This is a genomic window from Pseudomonas aphyarum (assembly GCF_028657055.1).
In the GTDB taxonomy this organism is placed as follows: Bacteria; Pseudomonadota; Gammaproteobacteria; order Pseudomonadales; family Pseudomonadaceae; genus Aquipseudomonas; species Aquipseudomonas aphyarum.
The window spans coordinates 291,644-313,784 of the sequence record NZ_JAMDGS010000002.1 but is presented as its reverse complement, the minus strand read 5'-3'; the positions used below and the strand labels follow the sequence as shown (position 1 = coordinate 313,784).

The following is a 22,141-nucleotide window of genomic DNA, read 5'->3' as shown; positions in this document are numbered from 1 at the left end:
GGCCTTTTTTATCGGGCGAAAATCAGTGCTTGCTGTCCTGGGCGGACATCGCCAGCAGCTGTTTTTCCTGATTCCAGTCGAACGGTTCGTCGTTCTGTTCGGCTTCGTAACGACGTTCTTCCAGCGCCTGATACATGTCGATTTCTTCGTCGGACAGGTAATGCAGGCAGTCGCCGGCGAAGAACCACAGCAGATCCCGCGGGATCAGGTGGGCAATTTGCGGGTAACGGGTAATCACTTGGGTCAGGATGTCCTGGCCCAGGTATTGGCTTTCGATCGGCTCGATCGGCAGTGACGCCAGCAGTTCGTCGAAACGCTCCAGGAACAGGGCATGGCTTTCTTCGGGAACCTGATCGGCCTCACCTACGGCGACCAGGATACTGCGCAGGTGGTCGAGCAAAACCAGATGATCGGCAACGACGTTGGACACGAGATAAGTCCTCAAGAGCAAAACGGGCGCGGGAGTATAAAGCCCCTGCGCCTGTTTTTCACTGATTGAAGGGATCAGCGGATTTTGCCGTCCGCCGGTTTCAGTTGCTCCTTGTCGAAATCATCGACATCGATCACCTTGCGCCGCGCCGCTTCGGCATCACGCAGAGTCTGGGCTTCCACGGCCTGCAACACTCCGGCCTCCAGCGCCGCATCGATGGCGTGTTCACCGGCGACCGGTTTGACCTGACCGCTCTTGAGCGACGTGTGCAGTTTTTTATGCAGTGGTTGCGCAGCGTTCAGTTGATCGCAGGCGTGTTGCAGTGCACCGACCGCATCGTCGGCCGATTGCGGGCGATAGCAACCGGCAAGCAGTTCTTCCAGCGCCGGATCGCCCTTGGCCCGGCCGATGACCGCAGCCACCTCGGCACCAAGTTTGTCCGACGGGCCTTTGTGACGGCGACCGAACGGGAACACGATCACTCGCAGCAGGCAGCCGAAGACCCGGTTCGGGAAGTTGGTCAGCAGTTCATCCAGCGCTTTTTCCGACTGGCCGAGGCTTTCTTCCATGGCCCATCGGAACAGCGGTTCCATGTACGCCGGGGAATCGAGGTCGTGGTAACGCTTGAGCGCTGCCGACGCCAGATACAGGTTGCTCAGCACATCACCCAGACGCGCCGATAGACGCTCGCGGCGTTTCAGTTCACCACCCAGCAGCATCATGCTCAGGTCGGCGAGCATGGCAAACGCGGCAGCCTGACGGTTGAGCGCGCGGAAGTAACCCTGGCTGAGCTTGTCTCCCGGTGCATGTTCGAAATGGCCGAGGCCGAGGTTGAGCACCAGCGTGCTGGCGGCGTTGCTCACGGCAAAACCAATGTGCTTGAGCAGCAGGCCATCGAACTCCTTGAGTGCCTGATCCTTGTCCTCGCGTCCGGCGAGGGCCATTTCCTTCAGGACGAACGGATGGCAGCGGATTGCGCCCTGGCCGAAGATCATCAGGTTGCGTGAAAGAATGTTTGCGCCTTCCACGGTGATGAAGATCGGCGCGCCGTTCCAGCTGCGGCCCAAGTAATTGTTCGGGCCCATGATGATCGCCTTGCCGCCGTGCACATCCATCGCATGGCTGATGCACTCGCGACCGCGTTCGGTGAGGTGATATTTGAGGATCGCCGACAGCACCGAAGGTTTCTCGCCCAGATCCACCGCGTTGGCGGTCAGCATCCGTGCGGCGTCCATCATCCAGGCGTTGCCGCCGATCCGTGCCATGGCTTCCTGAATGCCTTCGAATGCTGAGAGTGGCACGTTGAACTGCTCGCGAATCTGCGCGTACTGCCCGGTCACCAGGCTGGTGAACTTGGCCGCGCCGGTGCCCACTGCTGGCAACGAGATCGAACGCCCGACCGACAGGCAGTTCATCAGCATCATCCAGCCTTTGCCGAGCATGTCCTGGCCGCCGATGAGGAAATCCAGCGGGATGAACACGTCCTTGCCGGAGTTCGGGCCGTTCATGAACGCAGCGCCCAGCGGCAGGTGGCGGCGACCGATTTCCACGCCGGGGGTGTCGGTCGGGATCAGCGCGAGGCTGATGCCTAGATCTTCCTTGTCGCCAAGCAGATGATCCGGGTCATAGGCCTTGAAGGCCAGGCCGAGCAGGGTCGCGACCGGGCCGAGGGTGATGTAGCGTTTTTCCCAGTTCAGGCGCAGGCCGAGGGTTTCCTGACCTTCCCATTCGCCTTTGCAGATGATCCCGGTGTCGGGCATCGCACCCGCGTCTGAACCGGCGAGCGGACCGGTCAGCGCAAAGCACGGAATGTCGTCGCCCCGGGCCAGCCGTGGCAGGTAATTATTACGTTGTTCGTCGGTGCCGTAATGCAGCAGCAGTTCGGCCGGGCCGAGGGAGTTGGGCACCATCACGGTGGAGGCGAGGTCACCGCTGCGGGTCGCCAGTTTCATCGCCACCTGGGAGTGGGCGTAGGCGGAGAAACCCTTGCCGCCGAACTCCTTCGGAATGATCAGGGCGAAGAAACCGTGTTCCTTGATGTGGGTCCAGGCTTCGGGCGGCAGATCCATCGACTGACCTATCTGCCAGTCGGTGACCATCGCGCAGAGTTCTTCGGTCGGGCCGTCGATGAACGCCTGTTCTTCGTCGCTCAGTTGCGCCTTGGGATAGGACAGCAGCTTGTCCCAGTCCGGACGGCCGCTGAACAGCTCGCCGTCCCACCACACCGTGCCGGCATCGATCGCGTCGCGTTCGGTCTGCGACATCGGGGGCAGGGTTTTCTGGAACCAGCTGAACAGCGGCGCGGTGAAGTGTTTGCGGCGCAGGTCAGGCAACAGCAGCGGGGCGGCCACCATGGCCAGCACGACCCAGAAAATCAGCAGCAACCAGCCCGGTGCGTGGCTGAAAATCCCCATCGCCAACAGGTAAGCGGCAACGATGCCCAGTGCCGGCAGCGGGGCGATGCGCCGGTGGGCCAGATACGCCACGCCGACGATCAGAACCAGTATCCACAACAACAGCATATTTAATCCTCCGTGAACCAGGGCGAACCGACCCACCAGAGCTTAGACCGCATCTGCAAAACGGGGCGGTCAGAGCAAGGTGATTGAAATCGTGGGAAACCCCGGATGTCTTTTGTAGGTTCGGTGGGCAACACGCGTGGGAAATCGTTCGCCGCTTCCGCGTCTTTGCGTGCATGTTTGGCCGAAACGTCGTTATCTCTGTGCTGAACCACTCGCTAGACTCGGGGCTCAATCAGGAGAATGTCGTCATGCACGAGTATCTGAGCCCCGGCCGCTTCATCGATAGTGACCACCCCTCGGTGGTGGAGTTCGCCGAGCAGCACCGTGGTGCCAGCCGCGATCCGCTCGCGCAGGCGGTCAGTCTTTATTACGCTGTGCGCGAGGCGGTGCGTTACAACATGTACACCTTCAGCCGCGACCCGCAGACCTTGCGCGGCAGCTACGCGCTGGCGGCGGGTGAAAGTTATTGCGTGCCCAAGGCCACGTTGCTCGCCGGTTGTGCGCGCCATTGCGGGATCCCCGCACGCATCGGTCTGGCGGATGTGAAAAATCATCTGTCGACGCCGCGTCTGCTTGAACTGCTGAGAAGCGAAGTGTTCGCCATGCATGGTTATACCGAGCTGTTTCTCAACGATCGCTGGGTGAAAGCCACACCCGCGTTCAACCAGAAGCTCTGCGAAATGTTCAACGTTGCACCGCTGGAATTCGACGGCGTGAACGACAGCGTTTTCCACCCGTACAACAGCGATGGCGCACTGCTGATGGAGTACCTGGTTGATCACGGCCAGTTCGCCGATGTACCGGAATCTTTTTTCTTCGAACATCTGCAGAAATGTTATCCGCACCTGTTCAACGATCAGCAGAAGCCACTGTCCAGCGACATGCGCGGTGATGTCGGCAGCCGCTGATCCGGCGTATGCTGCCTGCCCATTTACTGGAAAAGAGGCGGTCATGCTGAAGATCTGGGGTCGCAAGAATTCGTCGAATGTCAGAAAGCCGTTGTGGGCTGCCGAAGAGCTCGGGCTGGCCTACGAGGCCATCGATGCCGGCGGCGCGTTTGGTGTGGTCGACACGCCGGAGTACCGGGCAATGAACCCGAACGGGCGGGTGCCGGTGATTCAGGACGATGGTTTTGTACTGTGGGAATCGAATGCCATCGTGCGTTACCTGTTGGCAAAGCATGCGGCTGACACTTCGTGGTATCCGGCGGATCCACAGACCCGCGCCACCGCTGACAAGTGGATGGACTGGACGACTTCCAGTTTTGCCGGACCGTTTCGCACGGTGTTCTGGGGCGTTCTGCGTACCCCGGCAGACAAGCAAGACTGGCCGGCAATCCATGCGGCGATCAAGGAATGTGACGGCTTGCTGGCGATGGCCGATCAGGCGCTGAAGGATCAGCCGTATCTGTCCGGCAATGAAATCGGCATGGGCGATATCCCGCTCGGGAGTTTCATTTATGCCTGGTTCGAGATGCCGATCGAGCGCGCGCCACAACCGAATCTTGAAGCCTGGTACGCGCGGTTGAAGCAGCGTCCGGCGTATCAGAAAGCCGTCATGACCGCGTTGACTTAATACCTACTATCGACACACTTGACTGTACTTGTGCGGCGACGGCAAGCACCATTGCGCTCGAGCGCTGCGGTTGTCTTCCTCGCCGCCGGCTTTTTTTCAGTCCTTTTTTCCTCACTGGGTGCGTAAATCCGATATGAGTTCCGCTCTGTCCATCCGGCAGCTAACCAAAACCTACGGCAACGGGTTCCAGGCCTTGAGTGGTATCGATCTGGACGTCGCCGAAGGTGACTTCTTCGCCTTGCTCGGCCCCAACGGCGCCGGCAAATCCACGACCATCGGCATTCTCTCGACCCTGGTCAACAAGACCAGCGGCACCGTGAATATCTTTGGCCACGACCTGGACAAGAATCCGGCGGCACTCAAGCGCTCCATCGGCGTGGTGCCCCAGGAATTCAACTTCAACCAGTTCGAAAAGACCTTCGACATCGTCGTGACCCAGGCCGGTTACTACGGCATTCCGGCGAAAATCGCCAAGGAACGTGCCGAGCAGTACCTGACCCAGCTCGGCCTGTGGGACAAACGCGATGTGCCGTCGCGTTCGCTGTCCGGCGGCATGAAGCGTCGTCTGATGATCGCCCGGGCGCTGGTGCATGAACCGCGTCTGCTGATACTCGATGAACCGACCGCCGGGGTGGATATCGAGCTGCGCCGTTCGATGTGGACGTTCCTCACCGAACTGAACCAGAAAGGCATCACCATCATCCTCACCACCCACTACCTGGAAGAGGCTGAGCAGCTGTGCCGCAACATCGGCATCATCGACCACGGCACCATCGTCGAGAACACCAGCATGCGTCAGCTGCTAGGCCAACTGCATGTGGAAACCTTCCTGCTGGACCTGAAGAACGGCCTGAGTGCCGCGCCGCAACTGGCGGGTTATCCGGCACGTCTGCTGGATGGCCATACCCTGGAAGTCCAGGTCGACAAGTCCATGGGCATCACCGCGTTGTTCGGCCAACTGGCCCTGCAGAACATCGAAGTACTGAGCCTGCGCAATAAAACCAATCGCCTTGAGGAGCTGTTCGTGTCCCTGGTGGAGAAAAATCTGTCGAAGGTGGCGGTATGAGTTCCGAACTGCGCCCCAACCTCGTTGCCCTCAATACCATCGTTTACCGCGAAGTCAGACGCTTCACCCGGATCTGGCCGCAGACCCTGCTGCCGCCGGCGATTACCATGGTTTTGTACTTCGTGATCTTCGGCAACCTGATCGGCCGGCAGATCGGCGACATGGGTGGCTTCACCTACATGGAGTACATCGTGCCGGGTCTGATCATGATGTCGGTGATCACCAACTCCTACGGCAACGTGGTGTCGAGTTTCTTCGGCAGCAAGTTCCAGCGCTCCATCGAAGAACTGATGGTGTCGCCGGTTTCGCCGCACACGATCCTGATCGGTTACACCATTGGTGGCGTCCTGCGCGGCCTGATGGTGGGTGTGATCGTGACGATCCTGTCGCTGTTCTTCACCCATTTGCAGGTACACCATCTCGGTGTGACGGTGCTGGTGGTGGTGCTGACGGCAACGATCTTCTCGCTGCTGGGCTTCATCAACGCGGTGTTTGCGCGCAACTTCGATGACATCTCGATCATCCCGACCTTCGTGCTGACCCCGCTGACCTACCTTGGTGGCGTGTTCTATTCGATCACCTTGCTGCCGCCGTTCTGGCAGACCGTGTCGCTGGCCAACCCGGTGCTGCACATGGTCAACGCCTTCCGTTACGGCATCCTCGGTGTGTCGGACATTCGCATCGGCATCGCGATCACCTTCATGCTGGTGGCGACCGTGGTGTTGTATATCGGTTGTTCGCGGTTGCTGGTGAGCGGGCGCGGCATGCGCACCTGATCCCTTCGATGCTGCAATGAAAAACGGCCTCCCACAGTGGAGGCCGTTTTGCATTCACGCCTGACGTCTTTTCTTGCGCCGCGCCCATTGCCGGGCCACCCACCAGCGCCAGTACATCATCACCAGACAATAGGCGAGGGCGCCCAGTGCCAGCCCGACCACCACCGAACCCAGCAGGAACGGTTGCCACAAGGTCGAGAGTTCGCCGCTGATCCATTCCCAGGTCAATTCGTCGGGGAGCGTGCGGGCGGGCACATCCATCAGCCAGGCCCCGGCCTGATACGTGCAGAAGAACACCGCCGGCATGGTGATCGGATTGGTCAGCCAGACCAGACTCACGGCAATCGGCATGTTGCCGCGCACCATGATCGCGAGGACAGCGGCCACCAGCATTTGCGCGGGAATCGGCAGGAACGCGGCGAACAGGCCAACGGCCATGGCGCGGGCCACCGAGTGTCGGTTGAGGTGCCAGAGGTTCGGGTCATGCAGCAACGTGCCGAGAAAGCGTAAGGATTTGTGTTCCCTGATGCTCGTCGGGTCGGGCATGTAACGTTTGAATAAGCGCCGGGGCATAAGGCTTCTCGGTCGGTTAAGGCGGCAAGTATGTCTGGATTCTACGAACCGCCCATTCAGACTTTGTGACAATTGATAACGACGGTCGTGCCCCGCAACCGCTATGCCTGAAGGTGGGACTCTCAAGGACGGGCTTATGCGCACAGGGATGATGGCGCTGGCGGTCGGTCTGCTGGCTCCGGTTTTTTTGCCGGCCTTGCCGCCGGTCGGGTTATTGCTGGTGTTGCCGTGGGTGGCGCTGATGCTGCTGCCGTTTCGCAGCCATCCACTGGCGTTTTTACTGCTTGGATTCGCATGGGCGAGCTTCAACGCGCAGATGGCGCTGAATGATCGACTGCCTTCCCGGCTGGATGGCGAAACGCGCTGGGTGGAAGGGCGGGTCGTCGGCTTGCCGCAGAATGCCGAGGGCGTTGTGCGCTTCGAACTGGCCGATGCGCGCTCGCGACACGAGACACTGCCGTCGCTGATGCGTCTGGCCTGGTACGCCGGGCCTGAGGTCAGCAGTGGCGAACGCTGGCGACTGGCGGTCAAGCTCAAGCGCCCCGGTGGCCTGCTCAATCCGGATGCGTTTGATTACGAAGCCTGGCTGCTGGCGCAGCGCATCGGCGCCACCGGGACGGTGAAGGATGGCGAGCGCCTGGCGCCGGCACAGTGGGCCTGGCGCGACAGCATTCGCCAGCGCCTGCTTGCAGTGGATGCCCAGGGACGTAACGGCGCCCTGGCTGCGCTGGTTCTCGGCGATGGCTCGGGACTCAGTCGCGAGGATTGGCAGACCTTGCAGGACACCGGCACCGTGCACTTACTGGTGATTTCCGGCCAGCACATCGGGCTGTTGGCGGCGTTGATGTATGCGCTGGTCGCCGGGCTGGCGCGGGTCGGGATCTGGCCGTTGCGTTGGCCCTGGCTGCCCTGGGCGTGCGGTCTGGCGTTCACGGCTGCGCTGGGTTACGGCCTGCTGGCCGGATTCGACGTGCCGGTGCGGCGGGCCTGCGTAATGGTTGCGCTGGTGCTGCTGTGGCGATTGCGATTTCGCCATCTCGGTGCCTGGTGGCCTTTGTTGCTGGCCTTCAACGGCGTGTTGTTGATGGATCCGCTGGCGAGCCTGCGTCCGGGGTTGTGGCTGTCCTTTATCGCGGTCGCCGTGCTGATCTTCACCTTCGGCGGCCGTCTGGGGCCGTGGCGCTGGTGGCAGACCTGGACACGCGCGCAGTGGCTGATCGCGATCGGCTTGTGCCCGGTGCTGGTGGCGCTGAGCCTGCCGATCAGTCTCAGCGGGCCACTGGCCAATCTGCTCGCGGTGCCGTGGGTCAGTTTCGCGGTGCTGCCGCCGGCGTTGCTGGGCACATTGCTGCTGCCAATTCCCTATGTCGGGGAAGGCCTGCTGTGGCTGGCCGGCGGACTGATCGATGGATTGTTCAGGGCGCTGGCCCTGATTGCCGGTCGTTGGCCAGCGTGGGTGCCGACGACGATGGAGTGGTGGGTCTGGGCGCTGGGAGGTCTTGGTGCCCTGTTGTTATTGCTGCCCCGAGGCGTTCCCTTGCGTCCTTTGGGCTGGCCATTGCTGCTGGTGCTGGCATTTCCGCCCCGGGAACGTCTGGCCGAAGGCGTGGCCGATGTCTGGCAACTGGATGTCGGCCAGGGCTTGGCGATTCTGATCCGCACCCGGCATCACACCTTGCTGTACGACAGCGGCCCGCGTTTCGGCGATTTCGACCTCGGCGAGCGAGTGGTGCTGCCGGCATTGCGCAAACTGGGGGTGGAGCACCTCGATCTGATGCTGCTCAGCCATGCCGATGCCGATCACGCGGGTGGCGCACTCGCGGTGGCGAAAGGATTGCCGGTCAGCCGGGTCATCAGCGGCGATCCGCCGGGGTTGCCCGAGGCACTGAACGCCGAGGCCTGTGAAAGCGGCCGGCAATGGCAGTGGGACGGCGTTGCCTTTCATCTATGGCAGTGGGCCGACGCCCATGACAGCAACCAGCGCTCCTGCGTGTTGCAGATCGAAGCCAACGGCGAGCGGTTGCTGCTGACCGGCGATATCGACAGCGCCGCCGAACGGGATCTGCTCAACAGCGCGCTGGCAGTTCATACCCAATGGCTGCAAGCCCCGCATCACGGCAGTCGCAGTTCCTCATCGATGGCCTTGCTCAAGGCATTGCATCCGCAGGCCGTGCTGATTTCCCGAGGGCAGGGCAATTCGTTCGGCCATCCGCACCCGACGGTCATTGCCCGCTACCGCAAACAGGGCATACACATCCATGACAGCGCCGAGCAGGGCGCCATTCATCTGCAACTGGGGCGGTTTCAGCCGGCCCGGTCGATGCGTCAACAACGCCGGTTCTGGCGCGACCCGCCGTTGCCGGGGGCGGAGTACCGTTGAGCACGGTCGTCGGGGCGACGGGTCTTTATCGCGAACCGGTATGGTAAAGTGGCGCACTTTTTCGAGGGGGCTGTCACTGTGTGGGAATTGGTCAAATCCGGCGGCTGGATGATGTTGCCGATCATTCTGAGTTCCATCGCCGCCATGGCGATCGTCGCCGAGCGCCTGTGGACCCTGCGCGCCAGTCGCGTCACCCCTGAGCATCTGCTGGGTCAGGTCTGGGTCTGGATCAAGGACAAGCAGCTCAACAAGGAAAAACTCAAGGAATTGCGCGCCAACTCGCCGCTGGGTGAAATCCTCGCCGCGGGGCTGGCCAACTCCAAGCATGGTCGCGAGATCATGAAAGAGTGCATCGAAGAGGCCGCCGCCCGGGTCATCCACGAGCTGGAACGCTACGTCAACGCGCTGGGCACCATCGCCGCCATGTCGCCGTTGCTCGGTCTGCTGGGTACGGTGCTGGGCATGATCGACATCTTCAGTGCCTTCACCGGTTCCGGCATGACCACCAACGCTTCGGTGCTGGCCGGCGGTATTTCCAAGGCGCTGATCACCACCGCTGCGGGCCTGATGGTCGGTATTCCGGCGGTGTTCTTCCACCGTTTCCTGCAACGCCGCATCGATGAACTGGTGGTGGGCATGGAACAGGAAGCGATCAAACTGGTGGAAGTGGTGCAGGGCGACCGTGACGTCGATCTGGCCGGGGAAAAAGCGTGAAATTCCGTCGCAAGCCCCGGGAAACCATCGACATCAACCTCGCGTCGCTGATCGACGTGGTGTTCATCCTGTTGCTGTTTTTCGTCGTGACCACCACCTTCACCCGCGAAACCCAGCTGCGCGTCGACCTGCCGGAAGCGGTCAGCGGCTCGCCGGCCGAGGATCAGCAGGTCAAGCAACTGGACGTGGCCATCAGCGCCGAAGGCGTGTTCTCGGTGAACAACAAGATTCTGCCGAAGAACGATCTGGCAACCCTGATGGAAGCCATGCAGAAAGAAGCCAACGGCGACACCAACATGCCGTTGTCGATCAGTGCTGACGGCAAGACTCAGCACCAATCCGTGATCACCGCCATGGACGCGGCCGGCAAGCTCGGTTTCAGCCATCTGCGCATGACCACGGTCGAGGCGGCGCCCAAATCCTGATGGCCATGTCCGATCGTCTGCTCGCCGCGTGGTATCAGGGTCACCCGGCCCTGACGCTGTTGCGGCCGCTGGAGTGGCTGTACCGCCGCGTCGTGGCCGGCAAGCGTCAGCGTTTTCTCGACGGCGAGGGTGAGATCTATCAATCCCCGGTGCCGGTGATCGTGGTTGGCAATATCACCGTTGGCGGCACCGGCAAGACGCCGATGATCCTGTGGCTGATCGAGCACTGCCGACGCCACGGGCTGCGTGTCGGCGTGGTCAGCCGTGGCTACGGTGCCAAACCGGCGCAACTGCCGTGGCGGGTCGAAGCTGACCAGACTGCCGACATCGCCGGCGACGAACCTTTGCTGATCGTGCAGCGCACCGGCGTACCGCTGATGATCGATCCCGATCGCAGCGCCGCCGTCAGAGCCCTGCTGGACAGCGATCCGCTGGACCTGATCCTGTCCGATGACGGCATGCAGCATTACCGCCTCGCGCGGGATCTGGAACTGGTGCTGATCGACGCCGCCCGTGGCCTTGGCAACCAGCGCTGCCTGCCCGCCGGCCCCCTGCGCGAACCGGCCGAACGCCTGCAAAGCGTTGACGGGGTGCTGTTCAACGGCGCCCTTGAGGATCGCGACGGCGGTTTCGCTTTCCACCTCAAGCCGTCGGCGCTGGTCAATCTGCGCAGCGGCGAACGCCAGTCGCTCGATCATTTCCCGCCCTGTCAGGCCGTACACGCAGTGGCCGGGATCGGCAACCCGCAACGTTTCTTCATTACCCTCGAAGCGCTAGACTGGCGGCCTGTGCCCCACGCGTTTGCCGATCACGCCGAATACAGCGTGCAGGCCTTGAGTTTCACGCCGTCATTGCCAGTGGTGATGACTGAGAAGGACGCGGTGAAGTGCCGCGCCTTCGCTGCCGACGACTGGTGGTACCTGGCGGTCGATGCCGTGCCGTCGCCGGCCTTCGTGGCCTGGTTCGACACGCAGTTGATGCGCCTGTTGCCGGATCGTCTTTTGCCTTAATCCGTTTTTATCCAGGGAATGTTCATGGACACCAAATTGCTCGACATCCTCGCCTGCCCGATCTGCAAAGGCCCGCTCAAGCTCAGCGCCGACAAGACCGAACTGATCAGCAAGGGCGCCGGCCTGGCGTACCCGATCCGCGACGGCATCCCGGTGATGCTGGAAAGCGAAGCCCGCACCCTGACCACCGACGAGCGTCTGGATAAATGACCACCGCCTTCACCGTTGTCATCCCGTCGCGTTACGCCTCGACCCGTCTGCCGGGCAAGCCGCTGCTGGATATCGCCGGCAAGCCGATGATCCAGCACGTCTGGGAACAGGCGAGCAAAAGCAGCGCCAGCCGTGTGGTCGTGGCGACCGACGATGCGCGCATTGTCGAGGCCTGCAAGGCTTTCGGCGCCGAAGTGGTGCTGACCCGTGAAGATCACAACTCCGGCACTGACCGTCTGGCTGAAGTGGCTGCGAAGCTGGGTCTGGAGCCGGATGCCATCGTGGTCAACGTACAGGGTGATGAACCGCTGATCCCGCCGAGTGTGATCGATCAGGTCGCCGCCAACCTCGCGGCCCACACCGAGGCGCGCATGGCCACCCTGGCCGAGCCGATCGAGGACGTGGAAACCCTGTTCAACCCGAACGTGGTCAAGGTTGTCAGCGATCTCAACGGTCTGGCGCTGACCTTCAGTCGCGCGACCCTGCCATGGGCCCGCGATGCGTTCGCCAAGAGCCGCGATGTTTTGCCGGAAGGCGTGCCGTATCGTCGTCACATCGGCATTTATGCCTACCGCGCAGGCTTCCTTCAGGACTTCGTGAGCTGGGGCCCGTGCTGGCTGGAAAACACCGAATCCCTCGAACAGCTGCGTGCCCTGTGGCACGGCGTGCGGATTCACGTGGCTGACGCGTTGATCGCGCCGCCGACCGGGGTCGACACCGCCGAAGACCTCGAGCGCGTCCGTCGCCTGCTGGAGGCCTGATGCGCGTTCTGTTCGTGTGCCTGGGCAACATCTGCCGTTCGCCCACTGCCGAAGGCGTGTTGCGCCACAAGTTGCGTGAAGCGGGGCTGGCGGATCAGGTCGAAGTGGCCTCCGCCGGTACCGGCGACTGGCACGTCGGCAATCCGCCGGACAAACGCAGTCAGGCCGCGGCCAAACTGCGCGGTTATGACCTGTCGGCGCAACGCGCTCAGCAGGTCAGCCGCGCCGATTTCGCCAGCTACGACCTGATCCTCGCCATGGACAACAGCAACCTGCGCAACCTCAAGGCCTTGCAACCGTCCACCGGCAAGGCCGAACTCGACTTGTTCCTGCGCCGCTATGCAGGCGTGGTCGACGAAGTGCCGGATCCGTATTACGACGGCGATCAGGGCTTCGAGCAGGTGCTGGATCTGATCGAGCGTGCCTGCGATCAGCTGTTGATCGAAGTGAAGGGGCGGTTATGAGTTTGCAGGTGCAACCGCAGGTTTCCCTGAAACCCTTCAATACCTTCGGCGTCGACGTTCGCGCGCAGCTGTTTGCCGAAGCCCACAGTGACGCCGATGTGCGCGAAGCCCTGGCTTACGCGACTTCCCACGACGTGCCGTTGCTGGTGATCGGCGGCGGCAGCAATCTGTTGCTCACGGCGGACATCCCGGCGCTGGTGCTGCGCATGGCAAGCCGTGGCATTCGCGTCATCAGCGACGACGGCAACCGCGTGGTGATCGAGGCCGAAGCCGGCGAGCCGTGGCACCCGTTCGTGCAGCACACGCTGGCGCAGGGTTTTTCCGGGCTGGAGAATCTCAGTCTGATCCCCGGCACCGTCGGCGCCGCGCCGATGCAGAACATCGGCGCCTACGGGGTCGAGATCAAGGATGTGTTCGCCGGCCTGACGGCGCTGGATCGCCAGACCGGCGAGCTGCGCGACTTCAGTCTGGAAGAGTGCAACTTCGCCTACCGCGACAGCGTGTTCAAGCAGCAGCCGGGTCGTTGGCTGATCCTGCGGGTGCGCTTCGCACTGGATCGAGTCGCGCATCTGCACCTGGAATACGGCCCGGTGCGTCAGCGCCTGACCGAGCAGGGCATCGAGCAACCGACGCCGACAGACGTCAGTCGAGCGATTTGCAGCATCCGCAGCGAGAAACTGCCGGATCCGGCGGTGCTCGGCAATGCCGGCAGCTTCTTCAAGAACCCGCTGGTGTCGGCGGCCGTGGTCGCACAGATCAAGGCGCAGCACCCGGATCTGGTGGCCTACGCGCAACCGGACGGGCAGATGAAACTGGCGGCCGGCTGGTTGATCGAGCGTGCCGGCTGGAAAGGTTTCCGTGAGGCCGATGCCGGCGTGCATAAATTGCAGGCGCTGGTGCTGGTCAACTACGGCACGGCGACCGGGCTGCAATTGCTCGATCTGGCCCAGCGCATCCAGAAAGACATTTCAGAACGTTTCAATGTCGAGCTGGAAATGGAGCCCAATCGCTATTGAGGCTACGCTTTCAAGGCTGAACCCAAAGCCCTGCACTATTTAAAAAGTGCAGGGCTTTTTTGTTAATCGCGGGTTAACGTAGCCAGCTAACGATACCAGTCATTTGCTCCACCAAAGGCCCGGTGCAGACGTTCCCGTCGGCACAAGAGAGCCTGATTAGCCTGAGCCGATCTGCGCGAACCACCACCGTCCCTGCGGTGGCAGATGGCTCGACCCCATAACCTCCATGAATATGCGGGCGTGCCCATGATTACCCTGAAACTCAATGGTCAAGACCATCCACTCGATGTCACCGAGGACATGCCGCTGTTGTGGGCGATCCGTGACGTCGCCGGTTACAACGGCACCAAGTTCGGCTGCGGCATGGGCCTGTGCGGAGCGTGCACCATTCATATCGACGGCGCGCCGGCGCGCAGTTGCATCACCCCGATCGGTTCGGTGGTCGGGCAGAACGTGACCACCATCGACAACCTGCATGCCGATCCGGTCGGTCAGATCGTTCAGCAAGCCTGGCTCGACACGGCTGTGGCCCAATGCGGTTACTGCCAGGGCGGCCAGATCATGTCCGCCACCGCGCTGCTCAAGACCAATCCGAACCCGAGCGATGAGCAGATTGAAGAGGCGATGGTCGGCAACATCTGCCGCTGCGGCACCTACAACCGGATCAAGACTGCGATCCGTCAGGCCTCCACTCACCTGAAGGAGGCCAAGGCATGAGCCGTCTACCGAACGATTTCGCCCTGAGCAACCTGAGTCGCCGGGGCTTCCTCAAGGGCGTCGGCGCCACCGGCGCGTTGGTGCTGGCGGCGAGTTGGGGCTGGCAGGATGCGCTGGCCGAAGACAAACCGAAGCAGTTCGGCGCCGACGGCATGCCCAACGGCTGGATCGACGATCCGAAGGTCTACGTCAGTATTGCCGCTGACGGCACGGTGACCGTGGTCTGCAACCGTTCGGAAATGGGCCAGGGCGTGCGCACCAGCCTGACCATGGTGGTCGCCGATGAACTGGAAGCCGACTGGGCGCACGTCAAGGTTCAGCAGGCGCCGGGTGATGAAGTGCGCTTCGGCAACCAGGACACCGATGGCTCGCGCAGCATGCGTCACTGGTACGAACCGATGCGCCGTTGCGGCGCTGCCGCGCGGACCATGCTGGAGCAGGCCGCCGCTGCGCAGTGGAAGGTGCCGGTCGGCGAATGCCGCGCGCAACTGCATAAAGTCATTCACACGCCGTCCGGGCGCGAGCTGGGTTACGGTGAGCTGGCCGCTGCGGCCAGTGCGTTGACGGTGCCGGCCCGTGACAGCCTGCGGCTCAAGCAGCCGTCGGAATTCCGCTACATCGGCAAGGAAGGCACCAAGGCCATCGACGGAGCCGACATCGTCAATGGCCGCGCGGTGTACGGCGCCGACGTGCATTTCGACGGCATGCTGTTCGCGGTCATTGCGCGTCCGGCGGTGTACGGCGGCAAGGTCAAGTCGGTCGACGACAGCGCCGCGCTGAAAGTGCCGGGCGTGCTGAAAGTCATCCAGATCGAACCCCGGCCATTGCCTTCGGAATTCCAGCCCTTGGGTGGCGTGGCCGTGGTGGCCAGCAACACCTGGGCGGCATTGAAGGGCCGTGAAGCGCTGAAGATCGAGTGGGACGATGGCCCGAACGCCACTTATGACTCGGTCGCCTATCGCAAGGAGATCGAAGCCGCTTCGCTGAAACCAGGTAAAGTGGTGCGCAACACCGGCGACATCGACAAGGCCATCGGCAGTGCAGCCAGCACGCTCGAAGCCTCTTATTATTTGCCGCATCTGGCGCAGGCGCCGATGGAGCCGATGGTCGCCATCGCCCGTTACAAGGATGGCACCTGCGAGGCGTGGGCACCGAGCCAGGCGCCACAGGTCACCCGCGAGCGCATCGCCGAACGCCTGGGGCTGCCGTTCGATAACGTCACCTTCAATGTCACGCTGTTGGGCGGCGGTTTCGGCCGCAAGTCCAAACCGGACTTCGTCGTTGAGGCTGCCGTGCTCGCCAAGGAATTTCCTGGCAAAGCAGTGCGCGTGCAATGGACCCGGGAAGACGACATCCACAACTCGTATTTCCACACCGTGTCTGCCGAATACCTCAAGGCTGGCGTCGGCAAGGACGGCTTGCCTTCCGCCTGGCTGCACCGCACGGTGGCGCCGAGCATCACCGCGCTGTTCGCGCCGGGCATGAATCACGAAGCCGCGTTCGAGCTGGGCATGGGCTTTACCAACATGGCCTACGCGATTCCCAACGTGCGCCTGGAAAACCCTGAAGCCACGGTGCATACGCGGGTCGGCTGGTATCGCTCGGTGTCGAACATTCCCCATGGTTTCGCGATCCAGAGTTTCGTCGACGAACTGGCGCACAAGGCCAAGGAAGATCCGCTCAAGTACCAGATCAAGTTGCTCGGCCCGGATCGGCAGATCGACCCGCGCACGCTCAGTGAAGAATGGAACTACGGCGAATCTCCCGAGCGTTATCCGATCGACACCGGGCGCATGCGCACCGTGCTGGAAACGGCAGCCAAGGCAGCAGGTTGGGGGCGTCAATTGCCCAAGGGCCGTGGCCTCGGATTGGCCGTGCATTACAGCTTCGTCACTTATGTGGCGGCGGTGATCGAAGTCGAGGTCAAGGATGACGGCACGCTGATCGTGCACAAGGCCGATATCGCCGTGGATTGCGGCCCGCAGATCAACCCCGAGCGGATCCGTTCGCAGTTCGAAGGCGCCTGTGTGATGGGCCTGGGCAACGCCGTGTGGGGTGAAATCAGCTTCAAGGACGGCAAGGTGCAGCAGGACAACTTCCATATGTATGAAGTGGCGCGTATGTCGCTGGCGCCGAAGGAAGTCGCGGTGCATCTGGTGACGCCGCCGGGTGAGGTGCCATTGGGTGGTGTCGGCGAGCCCGGCGTGCCGCCGATTGCACCGGCGCTGTGCAACGCGATCTTCGCCGCTACCGGCCAGCGCATCCGTAACCTGCCGGTGCGTTACCAGTTGCAGGGCTGGCAAAAGGCGCAAGCGTGATGGACAGCGCCGATCTCAATGTCCTGCGCAGCGTGCTCGAATGGCGCCGCGCCGGGCAGCGGGTAGTGTTGTTTTCGGTGGTGCAGACCTGGGGCACCGCACCCCGGGCGCCCGGCGCGATGCTGGCGTTACGTGAGGATGGGGTGGTGATCGGCTCGGTGTCCGGCGGTTGCGTCGAGGACGATCTGATCGCCCGGCTGCACGATGGGCGGATTCCCGCCAACGGGCCGCCGGTGCAGTTGATCACCTATGGCGTCACGCAGGAAGAAGCCGCGCGCTTCGGCCTGCCTTGCGGCGGCACTCTGCGCCTGACCGAGGAGCGGGTCGGCGATCCGGCATGGGTCGCCGAGTTGCTGGATCGCTGCGAGGCCCATGAAATCGTCGCGCGCGAGCTGAACATCGGCACTGGCGAGGTGGTGTTGCGACCCGCTGGCAAGACTGACACCTTGAGCTTCGACGGCCAGACCCTGCGTGCCATTTACGGCCCGCGCTGGCGCCTGCTGTTGATTGGCGCCGGGCAGTTGTCGCGGTATGTGGCCGAGATGGCGCGGCTGCTGGATTTCGAAGTGCTGATCTGTGATCCGCGCACCGAATTCGTCTATGGCTGGGAAGAGCAGCATGGGCGCTTTGTCCCCGGCATGCCGGACGAGGCGGTGCTGAATATCCAGACCGATGAGCGCACGGCGATTGTCGCGCTGACTCACGATCCACGTCTGGACGACATGGCGCTGCTTACGGCGCTCGACTCCAAAGCGTTCTACGTCGGTGCACTCGGCTCTCGGGTCAACAGCATCAAGCGTCGGGAAAATCTCGCTGAGCTAGGCTTGTCAGAAGCGGCCATCGCCCGTTTGCACGGGCCGATCGGTTTGCATATCGGCAGCCATTCCCCGGCGGAAATCGCCTTATCGCTGTTGGCGGAAATCGTCGCGATCAAGAATGGTGTCGAGCTCAAGCAGAAGAAAACAGTGGAGAGTGTATGAGCCGATCCATCGGAGTGATTGTGCTGGCGGCGGGCGAGGGCAGCCGCTTTCGCGAGGTGGCGGGTGCCGACAAAGACAAGCTGCTGGCCGATTGCACCGGGCGCGATGGCGCGGTGCATTCGGTGATCGAGCAGGTGTTGGTGAATCTGCCGGCGAGTCTCGACCAGCGAGTGCTGGTGACGACCGAGGCGCGACCGCAGGCGATGCGCATGGCGCAGGCTTACGGGTGTGACATTGTCTCGATCGAGTCCACGGGGATGGGCGACAGCATCGCGGCCGGTGTGGCGGCTTGCCCGGATGCCGATGGCTGGCTGATTGTGCTGGGGGATATGCCGTTCATCCTGCCCTCGAGCATTGAGCGGGTCGTGGCGGCGATTGCCGAGGATGCGGTCAGCGTACCGACGTTGAACGGTGACTATGGGCATCCAGTCGGGTTTGGTCGATCGTTCGCAGCGGGACTGATGGCTTTGTCCGGTGACCGGGGCGCGCGGCCGTTGTTCGCCCAAGGTCGGGTGATTGAAGTCGCGGTGGATGATCCGGGTGTGTTGTGGGATATCGATGTGCCGGATGCGCTGGTTTTCCCGCCATCCTGATAAAACCTTGAGATATAAAAAAGCCCCGCCTGGATCACCAGGCGGGGCTTTTTATTGGCTTTTGGAATCAGACGAGAGGTTTAGGCTCGTGTTCTTTTTCCTGGGCCTCTTCGTGTTGCTCGACCGCTTCCTGAACGGAGCGTGGTGCTTCGGCAATCACGGCCTCAACGGCAACTTCTTCAGCGACCGGGGCAGGAGCTGCCTCGACCACTTCGGCAGCTGGAGCAGCTGCGGCGGCCAGTTCGGCCTCCTTCTGCAGACGCTCTTCTTCACGCTTGCGACGACGCACTTCACGCGGGTCGTTTGGTGCGCGGCCGCTTGGGGTCAGGGCGCTGACCGGAGCTGCTTCAACCACTGGCGCTGGTGCTTCGGCTACTACTGGCGCTTCAACCACAGGGGCTTCAACGACCGGTGCCGGTTCAGCAACAATTACTGGCTCGGCAGCCTTGGCTTCTTCAACGACAGGCGCTTCAACCACTGGCGCTGGTGTTTCAGCGACAGCCGGCTCGGCGACCCAGTTGAATGCGGTCTGTTCTTCGCGAACTTCACGCACGGTTTCGGTCACGGTTTCAGCGACGGTTTCGACAACCGACTCTTCAACTACGGCTGGTGCTTCGAAGGTCACCGCTGGTTCGGCAGCCACTTCAACCTGAGGCTGAGCTTCGCGAACCGGAGCCACTTCGACTTCCGGAGCAGCAACTGCTTCTACCGGAGTGGTTGCTTCAACAACCGGTGCTTCAACTGGAGCAGTTTCCAGGGTCGCAGCGGTGGCGCGTTCAGCTTGCTCGTGGGCCTGAGCTTCGGCTGGAGCGCTGATCACGGTGCTGGCAACAGCAGCGGTAACAGCCAGACCAGCGGCCAGATCGGCAGTGCTTGGCGCTTGATCGTTTTCGCCGGACTCGGATTCTTCCGAACCTTCGATCACGTTGCCGTTGGCATCACGCTGACGCTCGCGACGGTTGCTGCGACGACGCTGACCACGGGAGCGGCGGCGTGGACGATCGCCTTCGGCGTTCTCCGAACCGTCTTCCGGCAGTTGCTCTTCGTTGGTGGTGATTTCTTCTTCAGCGACGGCAGCAGCGGCCTGTTCGGCACGCGGTTGACGCTCTTCACGCGGAGGACGTGGCGCACGTTCTTCACGCGGCTGACGGGCCGGACGCTCTTCAGCGGTGGCGGCAGCGGCAACGGCCGGAGCGGCATCCAGAGGCTCGCGCAGTTCACGTACGCGTTCTTCACGCTCGCCACGTGGCTTGCGATCTTCACGTGGGGCACGTGGTGCACGTTCTTCACGAGGGGCGCGCGGTGCGCGTTCTTCGCGGGCTACCGGTGCTTCGTCACGGGATTCGCGTGGCTCGCGGACTTCACGTGGTTCGCGCGGTTGACGCTCTTCACGCGGCTCACGTGGGGCGCGCTCTTCACGCGGTGCACGTTCTTCGCGCGGCTTGCGTTCTTCATCGCGGCGACCGTTACGGTTGCGGCTCTGCTGACGACCGTTGCGACGCTCTTCGTTGCGGGCCGGACGCTCGGCGGCTGGTTTTTCAACCACAACCGGAGCAACTGGCTCCTCCTTGGTGGCGAACAGGCTGACCAGCGACTTCACCAGGCCTTTGAACAGGCTTGGCTCTGGCGCGGCAACCGGAGCAGGTGCCGGGGCTGGAGCGGCGACTTCGGTCGGAACCGGAGCGTTGGCGCGGGCCGGAGCGGTCTTGACGGCTGCTTCCTGGCGAACCAGGGTGCGGGTCGCGGCGGCTGGCTGGACGTCTTCGACATCGGCGGCAGCGGCAGCGATTTCGTAGCTGGACTGGTTGGTCGCGGCTTCCGGGCTGTCGTCACGCAGACGCTGAACTTCGAAATGCGGGGTTTCGAGGTGATCGTTCGGCAGGATGACGATGCGGGCGCGGGTGCGCAGTTCGATCTTGGTGATCGAGTTGCGTTTTTCGTTGAGCAGGAACGCGGCCACCGGGATCGGCACTTGAGCGCGAACTTCGGCGGTGCGGTCTTTCAGGGCTTCTTCTTCGATCAGGCGCAGGATTGCCAGGGACAGCGATTCGACGTCACGGATGATGCCGGTGCCGCTGCAGCGCGGGCAGACGATGCCGCTGCTTTCGCCGAGCGAAGGACGCAGGCGCTGACGGGACATTTCCAGCAGGCCGAAGCGCGAGATGCGGCCGATCTGCACGCGGGCGCGGTCGGCTTCCAGGCATTCGCGGACTTTCTCTTCCACGGCGCGCTGGTTCTTGGCAGGGGTCATGTCGATGAAGTCGATGACGATCAGGCCGCCGATGTCGCGCAGGCGCAACTGACGGGCGATTTCTTCAGCCGCTTCAAGGTTGGTCTGCAGGGCGGTTTCTTCGATGTCGCTGCCTTTGGTGGCGCGCGCCGAGTTGATGTCGATGGACACCAGGGCTTCGGTCGGATCGATGACGATGGAGCCGCCGGACGGCAGTTCGACGACGCGCTGGAAAGCGGTCTCGATCTGGCTTTCGATCTGGAAACGGTTGAACAGCGGAACGCTGTCTTCGTACAGCTTGATCTTGCTGGCGTACTGCGGCATCACCTGGCGGATGAAGGTCAGGGCTTCGTCCTGGGCTTCAACGCTGTCGATCAGCACTTCGCCGATGTCCTGGCGCAGGTAATCGCGGATGGCGCGGATGATCACGTTGCTTTCCTGGTAGATCAGGAACGGCGCGGAACGATCCAGCGAAGCTTCTTTGATGGCGGTCCAGAGTTGCAGCAGGTAATCGAGGTCCCACTGCATTTCTTCGCTGCTGCGGCCAAGGCCTGCAGTGCGCACGATCAGCCCCATGTCGGCCGGAGCAACCAGACCGTTCAGCGCTTCACGCAGTTCGTTGCGCTCTTCGCCTTCGATGCGACGGGAGATACCGCCGGCACGCGGGTTGTTCGGCATCAGAACGAGGTAACGACCGGCCAGGCTGATGAAGGTGGTCAGGGCTGCGCCCTTGTTGCCACGTTCTTCTTTTTCGACCTGAACGATGACTTCCTGGCCTTCGCTCAGGACGTCCTTGATGTTGACGCGGCCTTCAGGGGCTTTCTTGAAGTATTCGCGGGAGATTTCTTTGAGGGGCAGGAAGCCGTGGCGCTCGGAGCCGAAATCGACAAAGGCAGCCTCAAGGCTTGGTTCGATGCGAGTGATGCGGCCTTTATAGATGTTGGCCTTTTTCTGCTCGCGTGCACCGGATTCGATGTCCAGGTCGTAGAGGCGCTGGCCATCTACCAGTGCAACACGCAACTCTTCGGGTTGAGTTGCGTTAATCAGCATTCTTTTCATGTAGTACCGTCGGTTTCCGGGCTGCCGGAAACGGCGTTCGGCACACACGACTTCTCACGGTCGGTGTCAGGTGCGTCGGGAGTGGTTGGCCATTCCCGTGTCCAGCGATGTCCGGCCAATTGGGCCGTTATCGCGACGTACGCGTCCTGCTTGCTGTGGCTACTTAAGCACTCAGTCAGGAGGAGGAATCAACCGGTGGCTGTGGACGAGATGAAGCGTCTTGATAAAACCTGTTGCTACACAGTCCAGCGGTTGTGCATCTCCACCCTACACGTATCCCTGATAATTCGGGTGCTGCCGCGCGCAGAATCCGCAGCGGGTT

Annotated in this window: 20 protein-coding genes; 16 read left to right on the top strand and 4 right to left on the bottom strand. The window is 62.3% G+C overall.

The genetic code is table 11. From position 1 onward, the window contains the following. Positions 1-22 precede the first annotated feature (22 nt). Both M5G18_RS03110 and M5G18_RS03105 read right to left on the bottom strand, forming a co-directional pair. Entirely contained in the window at positions 23-430 is a 408-nt protein-coding gene (locus M5G18_RS03110) for a PA2817 family protein (protein WP_007950758.1), read from the bottom strand. A 74-nt stretch (positions 431-504) separates the two neighbouring features. Next, entirely contained in the window at positions 505-2,952 is a 2,448-nt protein-coding gene (locus tag M5G18_RS03105; protein WP_273898574.1) for an acyl-CoA dehydrogenase, read from the bottom strand. A 248-nt stretch (positions 2,953-3,200) separates the two neighbouring features. Between M5G18_RS03105 and M5G18_RS03100 the strand changes: the two genes are divergently transcribed. The 4 genes from M5G18_RS03100 (at position 3,201) to M5G18_RS03085 (ending at position 6,369) form a co-directional block, all read left to right on the top strand. Beyond that, on the top strand, positions 3,201-3,860 hold the full coding sequence (locus M5G18_RS03100) for a transglutaminase-like domain-containing protein (protein ID WP_273898572.1): 660 nt from the start codon (positions 3,201-3,203) through the stop codon (positions 3,858-3,860). Positions 3,861-3,903: 43 nt separating this feature from the next. After that, a complete protein-coding gene (locus M5G18_RS03095) occupies positions 3,904-4,527 on the top strand; it encodes a glutathione S-transferase family protein (protein ID WP_127799338.1) in 624 nt (207 codons plus the stop codon). A gap of 133 nt (positions 4,528-4,660) precedes the next feature. Next, entirely contained in the window at positions 4,661-5,593 is a 933-nt protein-coding gene (locus M5G18_RS03090) for an ABC transporter ATP-binding protein (protein WP_007950762.1), read from the top strand. After that, positions 5,590-6,369 (top strand): ABC transporter permease, encoded by a 780-nt coding sequence (locus M5G18_RS03085; RefSeq protein WP_007950763.1) that lies wholly within the window; start codon positions 5,590-5,592, stop codon positions 6,367-6,369. Before M5G18_RS03090 ends, M5G18_RS03085 begins: the two co-directional genes overlap by 4 nt. A 54-nt stretch (positions 6,370-6,423) precedes the next feature. Here M5G18_RS03085 and M5G18_RS03080 read toward each other — a convergent pair whose 3' ends face one another. Continuing rightward, the gene (locus tag M5G18_RS03080; RefSeq protein ID WP_007950764.1) at positions 6,424-6,942 is read right to left on the bottom strand and encodes a DUF2062 domain-containing protein; all 519 of its coding nucleotides are present in this window, start codon (positions 6,940-6,942) and stop codon (positions 6,424-6,426) included. A 136-nt stretch (positions 6,943-7,078) separates the two neighbouring features. Between M5G18_RS03080 and M5G18_RS03075 the strand changes: the two genes are divergently transcribed. The 12 genes from M5G18_RS03075 (at position 7,079) to M5G18_RS03020 (ending at position 18,530) form a co-directional block, all read left to right on the top strand. After that, positions 7,079-9,322: a DNA internalization-related competence protein ComEC/Rec2 gene (locus tag M5G18_RS03075; RefSeq protein ID WP_273898570.1), complete on the top strand. Its 2,244-nt coding sequence runs from the start codon at positions 7,079-7,081 to the stop codon at positions 9,320-9,322. A 78-nt stretch (positions 9,323-9,400) separates the two neighbouring features. After that, positions 9,401-10,036, top strand: coding sequence for a MotA/TolQ/ExbB proton channel family protein (locus tag M5G18_RS03070; protein ID WP_007950766.1), 636 nt, complete (start codon positions 9,401-9,403; stop codon positions 10,034-10,036). Further along, a complete protein-coding gene (locus tag M5G18_RS03065; protein WP_007950767.1) occupies positions 10,033-10,461 on the top strand; it encodes an ExbD/TolR family protein in 429 nt (142 codons plus the stop codon). Before M5G18_RS03070 ends, M5G18_RS03065 begins: the two co-directional genes overlap by 4 nt. Further along, the gene (lpxK, locus tag M5G18_RS03060) at positions 10,461-11,471 is read left to right on the top strand and encodes a tetraacyldisaccharide 4'-kinase (RefSeq protein ID WP_273898569.1); all 1,011 of its coding nucleotides are present in this window, start codon (positions 10,461-10,463) and stop codon (positions 11,469-11,471) included. The genes M5G18_RS03065 and lpxK overlap by 1 nt, the downstream gene beginning before the upstream one ends. A 24-nt stretch (positions 11,472-11,495) precedes the next feature. Further along, complete coding sequence (locus tag M5G18_RS03055) at positions 11,496-11,681, top strand: Trm112 family protein (protein ID WP_003174668.1); 186 nt, start codon at positions 11,496-11,498, stop codon at positions 11,679-11,681. After that, positions 11,678-12,442 (top strand): 3-deoxy-manno-octulosonate cytidylyltransferase, encoded by a 765-nt coding sequence (gene kdsB, locus M5G18_RS03050; protein ID WP_064383500.1) that lies wholly within the window; start codon positions 11,678-11,680, stop codon positions 12,440-12,442. The genes M5G18_RS03055 and kdsB overlap by 4 nt, the downstream gene beginning before the upstream one ends. Next, complete coding sequence (locus tag M5G18_RS03045) at positions 12,442-12,906, top strand: low molecular weight protein-tyrosine-phosphatase (RefSeq protein WP_007950772.1); 465 nt, start codon at positions 12,442-12,444, stop codon at positions 12,904-12,906. Before kdsB ends, M5G18_RS03045 begins: the two co-directional genes overlap by 1 nt. Then, complete coding sequence (gene murB / locus M5G18_RS03040; RefSeq protein ID WP_273898567.1) at positions 12,903-13,922, top strand: UDP-N-acetylmuramate dehydrogenase; 1,020 nt, start codon at positions 12,903-12,905, stop codon at positions 13,920-13,922. Before M5G18_RS03045 ends, murB begins: the two co-directional genes overlap by 4 nt. A gap of 246 nt (positions 13,923-14,168) precedes the next feature. After that, the gene (locus M5G18_RS03035; protein WP_039770687.1) at positions 14,169-14,639 is read left to right on the top strand and encodes a (2Fe-2S)-binding protein; all 471 of its coding nucleotides are present in this window, start codon (positions 14,169-14,171) and stop codon (positions 14,637-14,639) included. Next, positions 14,636-16,957 (top strand): xanthine dehydrogenase family protein molybdopterin-binding subunit, encoded by a 2,322-nt coding sequence (locus M5G18_RS03030; RefSeq protein WP_007950775.1) that lies wholly within the window; start codon positions 14,636-14,638, stop codon positions 16,955-16,957. Before M5G18_RS03035 ends, M5G18_RS03030 begins: the two co-directional genes overlap by 4 nt. Beyond that, positions 16,957-17,937 (top strand): XdhC family protein, encoded by a 981-nt coding sequence (locus M5G18_RS03025; protein WP_085607339.1) that lies wholly within the window; start codon positions 16,957-16,959, stop codon positions 17,935-17,937. The genes M5G18_RS03030 and M5G18_RS03025 overlap by 1 nt, the downstream gene beginning before the upstream one ends. Continuing rightward, a complete protein-coding gene (locus tag M5G18_RS03020; protein ID WP_273898566.1) occupies positions 17,934-18,530 on the top strand; it encodes a nucleotidyltransferase family protein in 597 nt (198 codons plus the stop codon). Before M5G18_RS03025 ends, M5G18_RS03020 begins: the two co-directional genes overlap by 4 nt. Positions 18,531-18,597: 67 nt before the next feature. Here the strand turns inward: M5G18_RS03020 and rne are convergent, their stop codons facing one another. Then, positions 18,598-21,819: a ribonuclease E gene (gene rne, locus M5G18_RS03015; protein WP_273898565.1), complete on the bottom strand. Its 3,222-nt coding sequence runs from the start codon at positions 21,817-21,819 to the stop codon at positions 18,598-18,600. Positions 21,820-22,141 lie beyond the last annotated feature (322 nt).

Bases quoted from the DNA above. Each gene is read 5' to 3' on its own strand.
- M5G18_RS03045 (WP_007950772.1), top strand. From the start codon at position 12,442: ATGCGCGTTCTGTTCGTGTGCCTGGGCAACATCTGCCGTTCGCCCACT.
- M5G18_RS03035 (WP_039770687.1), top strand. From the start codon at position 14,169: ATGATTACCCTGAAACTCAATGGTCAAGACCATCCACTCGATGTCACC.
- M5G18_RS03090 (WP_007950762.1), top strand. From the start codon at position 4,661: ATGAGTTCCGCTCTGTCCATCCGGCAGCTAACCAAAACCTACGGCAAC.
- M5G18_RS03055 (WP_003174668.1), top strand. From the start codon at position 11,496: ATGGACACCAAATTGCTCGACATCCTCGCCTGCCCGATCTGCAAAGGC.
- M5G18_RS03075 (WP_273898570.1), top strand. From the start codon at position 7,079: ATGCGCACAGGGATGATGGCGCTGGCGGTCGGTCTGCTGGCTCCGGTT.
- rne (WP_273898565.1), bottom strand. From the start codon at position 21,819: ATGAAAAGAATGCTGATTAACGCAACTCAACCCGAAGAGTTGCGTGTT.
- M5G18_RS03085 (WP_007950763.1), top strand. From the start codon at position 5,590: ATGAGTTCCGAACTGCGCCCCAACCTCGTTGCCCTCAATACCATCGTT.
- M5G18_RS03025 (WP_085607339.1), top strand. From the start codon at position 16,957: ATGGACAGCGCCGATCTCAATGTCCTGCGCAGCGTGCTCGAATGGCGC.
- lpxK (WP_273898569.1), top strand. From the start codon at position 10,461: ATGGCCATGTCCGATCGTCTGCTCGCCGCGTGGTATCAGGGTCACCCG.
- M5G18_RS03080 (WP_007950764.1), bottom strand. From the start codon at position 6,942: ATGCCCCGGCGCTTATTCAAACGTTACATGCCCGACCCGACGAGCATC.
- M5G18_RS03105 (WP_273898574.1), bottom strand. From the start codon at position 2,952: ATGCTGTTGTTGTGGATACTGGTTCTGATCGTCGGCGTGGCGTATCTG.
- M5G18_RS03030 (WP_007950775.1), top strand. From the start codon at position 14,636: ATGAGCCGTCTACCGAACGATTTCGCCCTGAGCAACCTGAGTCGCCGG.
- M5G18_RS03095 (WP_127799338.1), top strand. From the start codon at position 3,904: ATGCTGAAGATCTGGGGTCGCAAGAATTCGTCGAATGTCAGAAAGCCG.
- kdsB (WP_064383500.1), top strand. From the start codon at position 11,678: ATGACCACCGCCTTCACCGTTGTCATCCCGTCGCGTTACGCCTCGACC.
- M5G18_RS03100 (WP_273898572.1), top strand. From the start codon at position 3,201: ATGCACGAGTATCTGAGCCCCGGCCGCTTCATCGATAGTGACCACCCC.
- murB (WP_273898567.1), top strand. From the start codon at position 12,903: ATGAGTTTGCAGGTGCAACCGCAGGTTTCCCTGAAACCCTTCAATACC.
- M5G18_RS03020 (WP_273898566.1), top strand. From the start codon at position 17,934: ATGAGCCGATCCATCGGAGTGATTGTGCTGGCGGCGGGCGAGGGCAGC.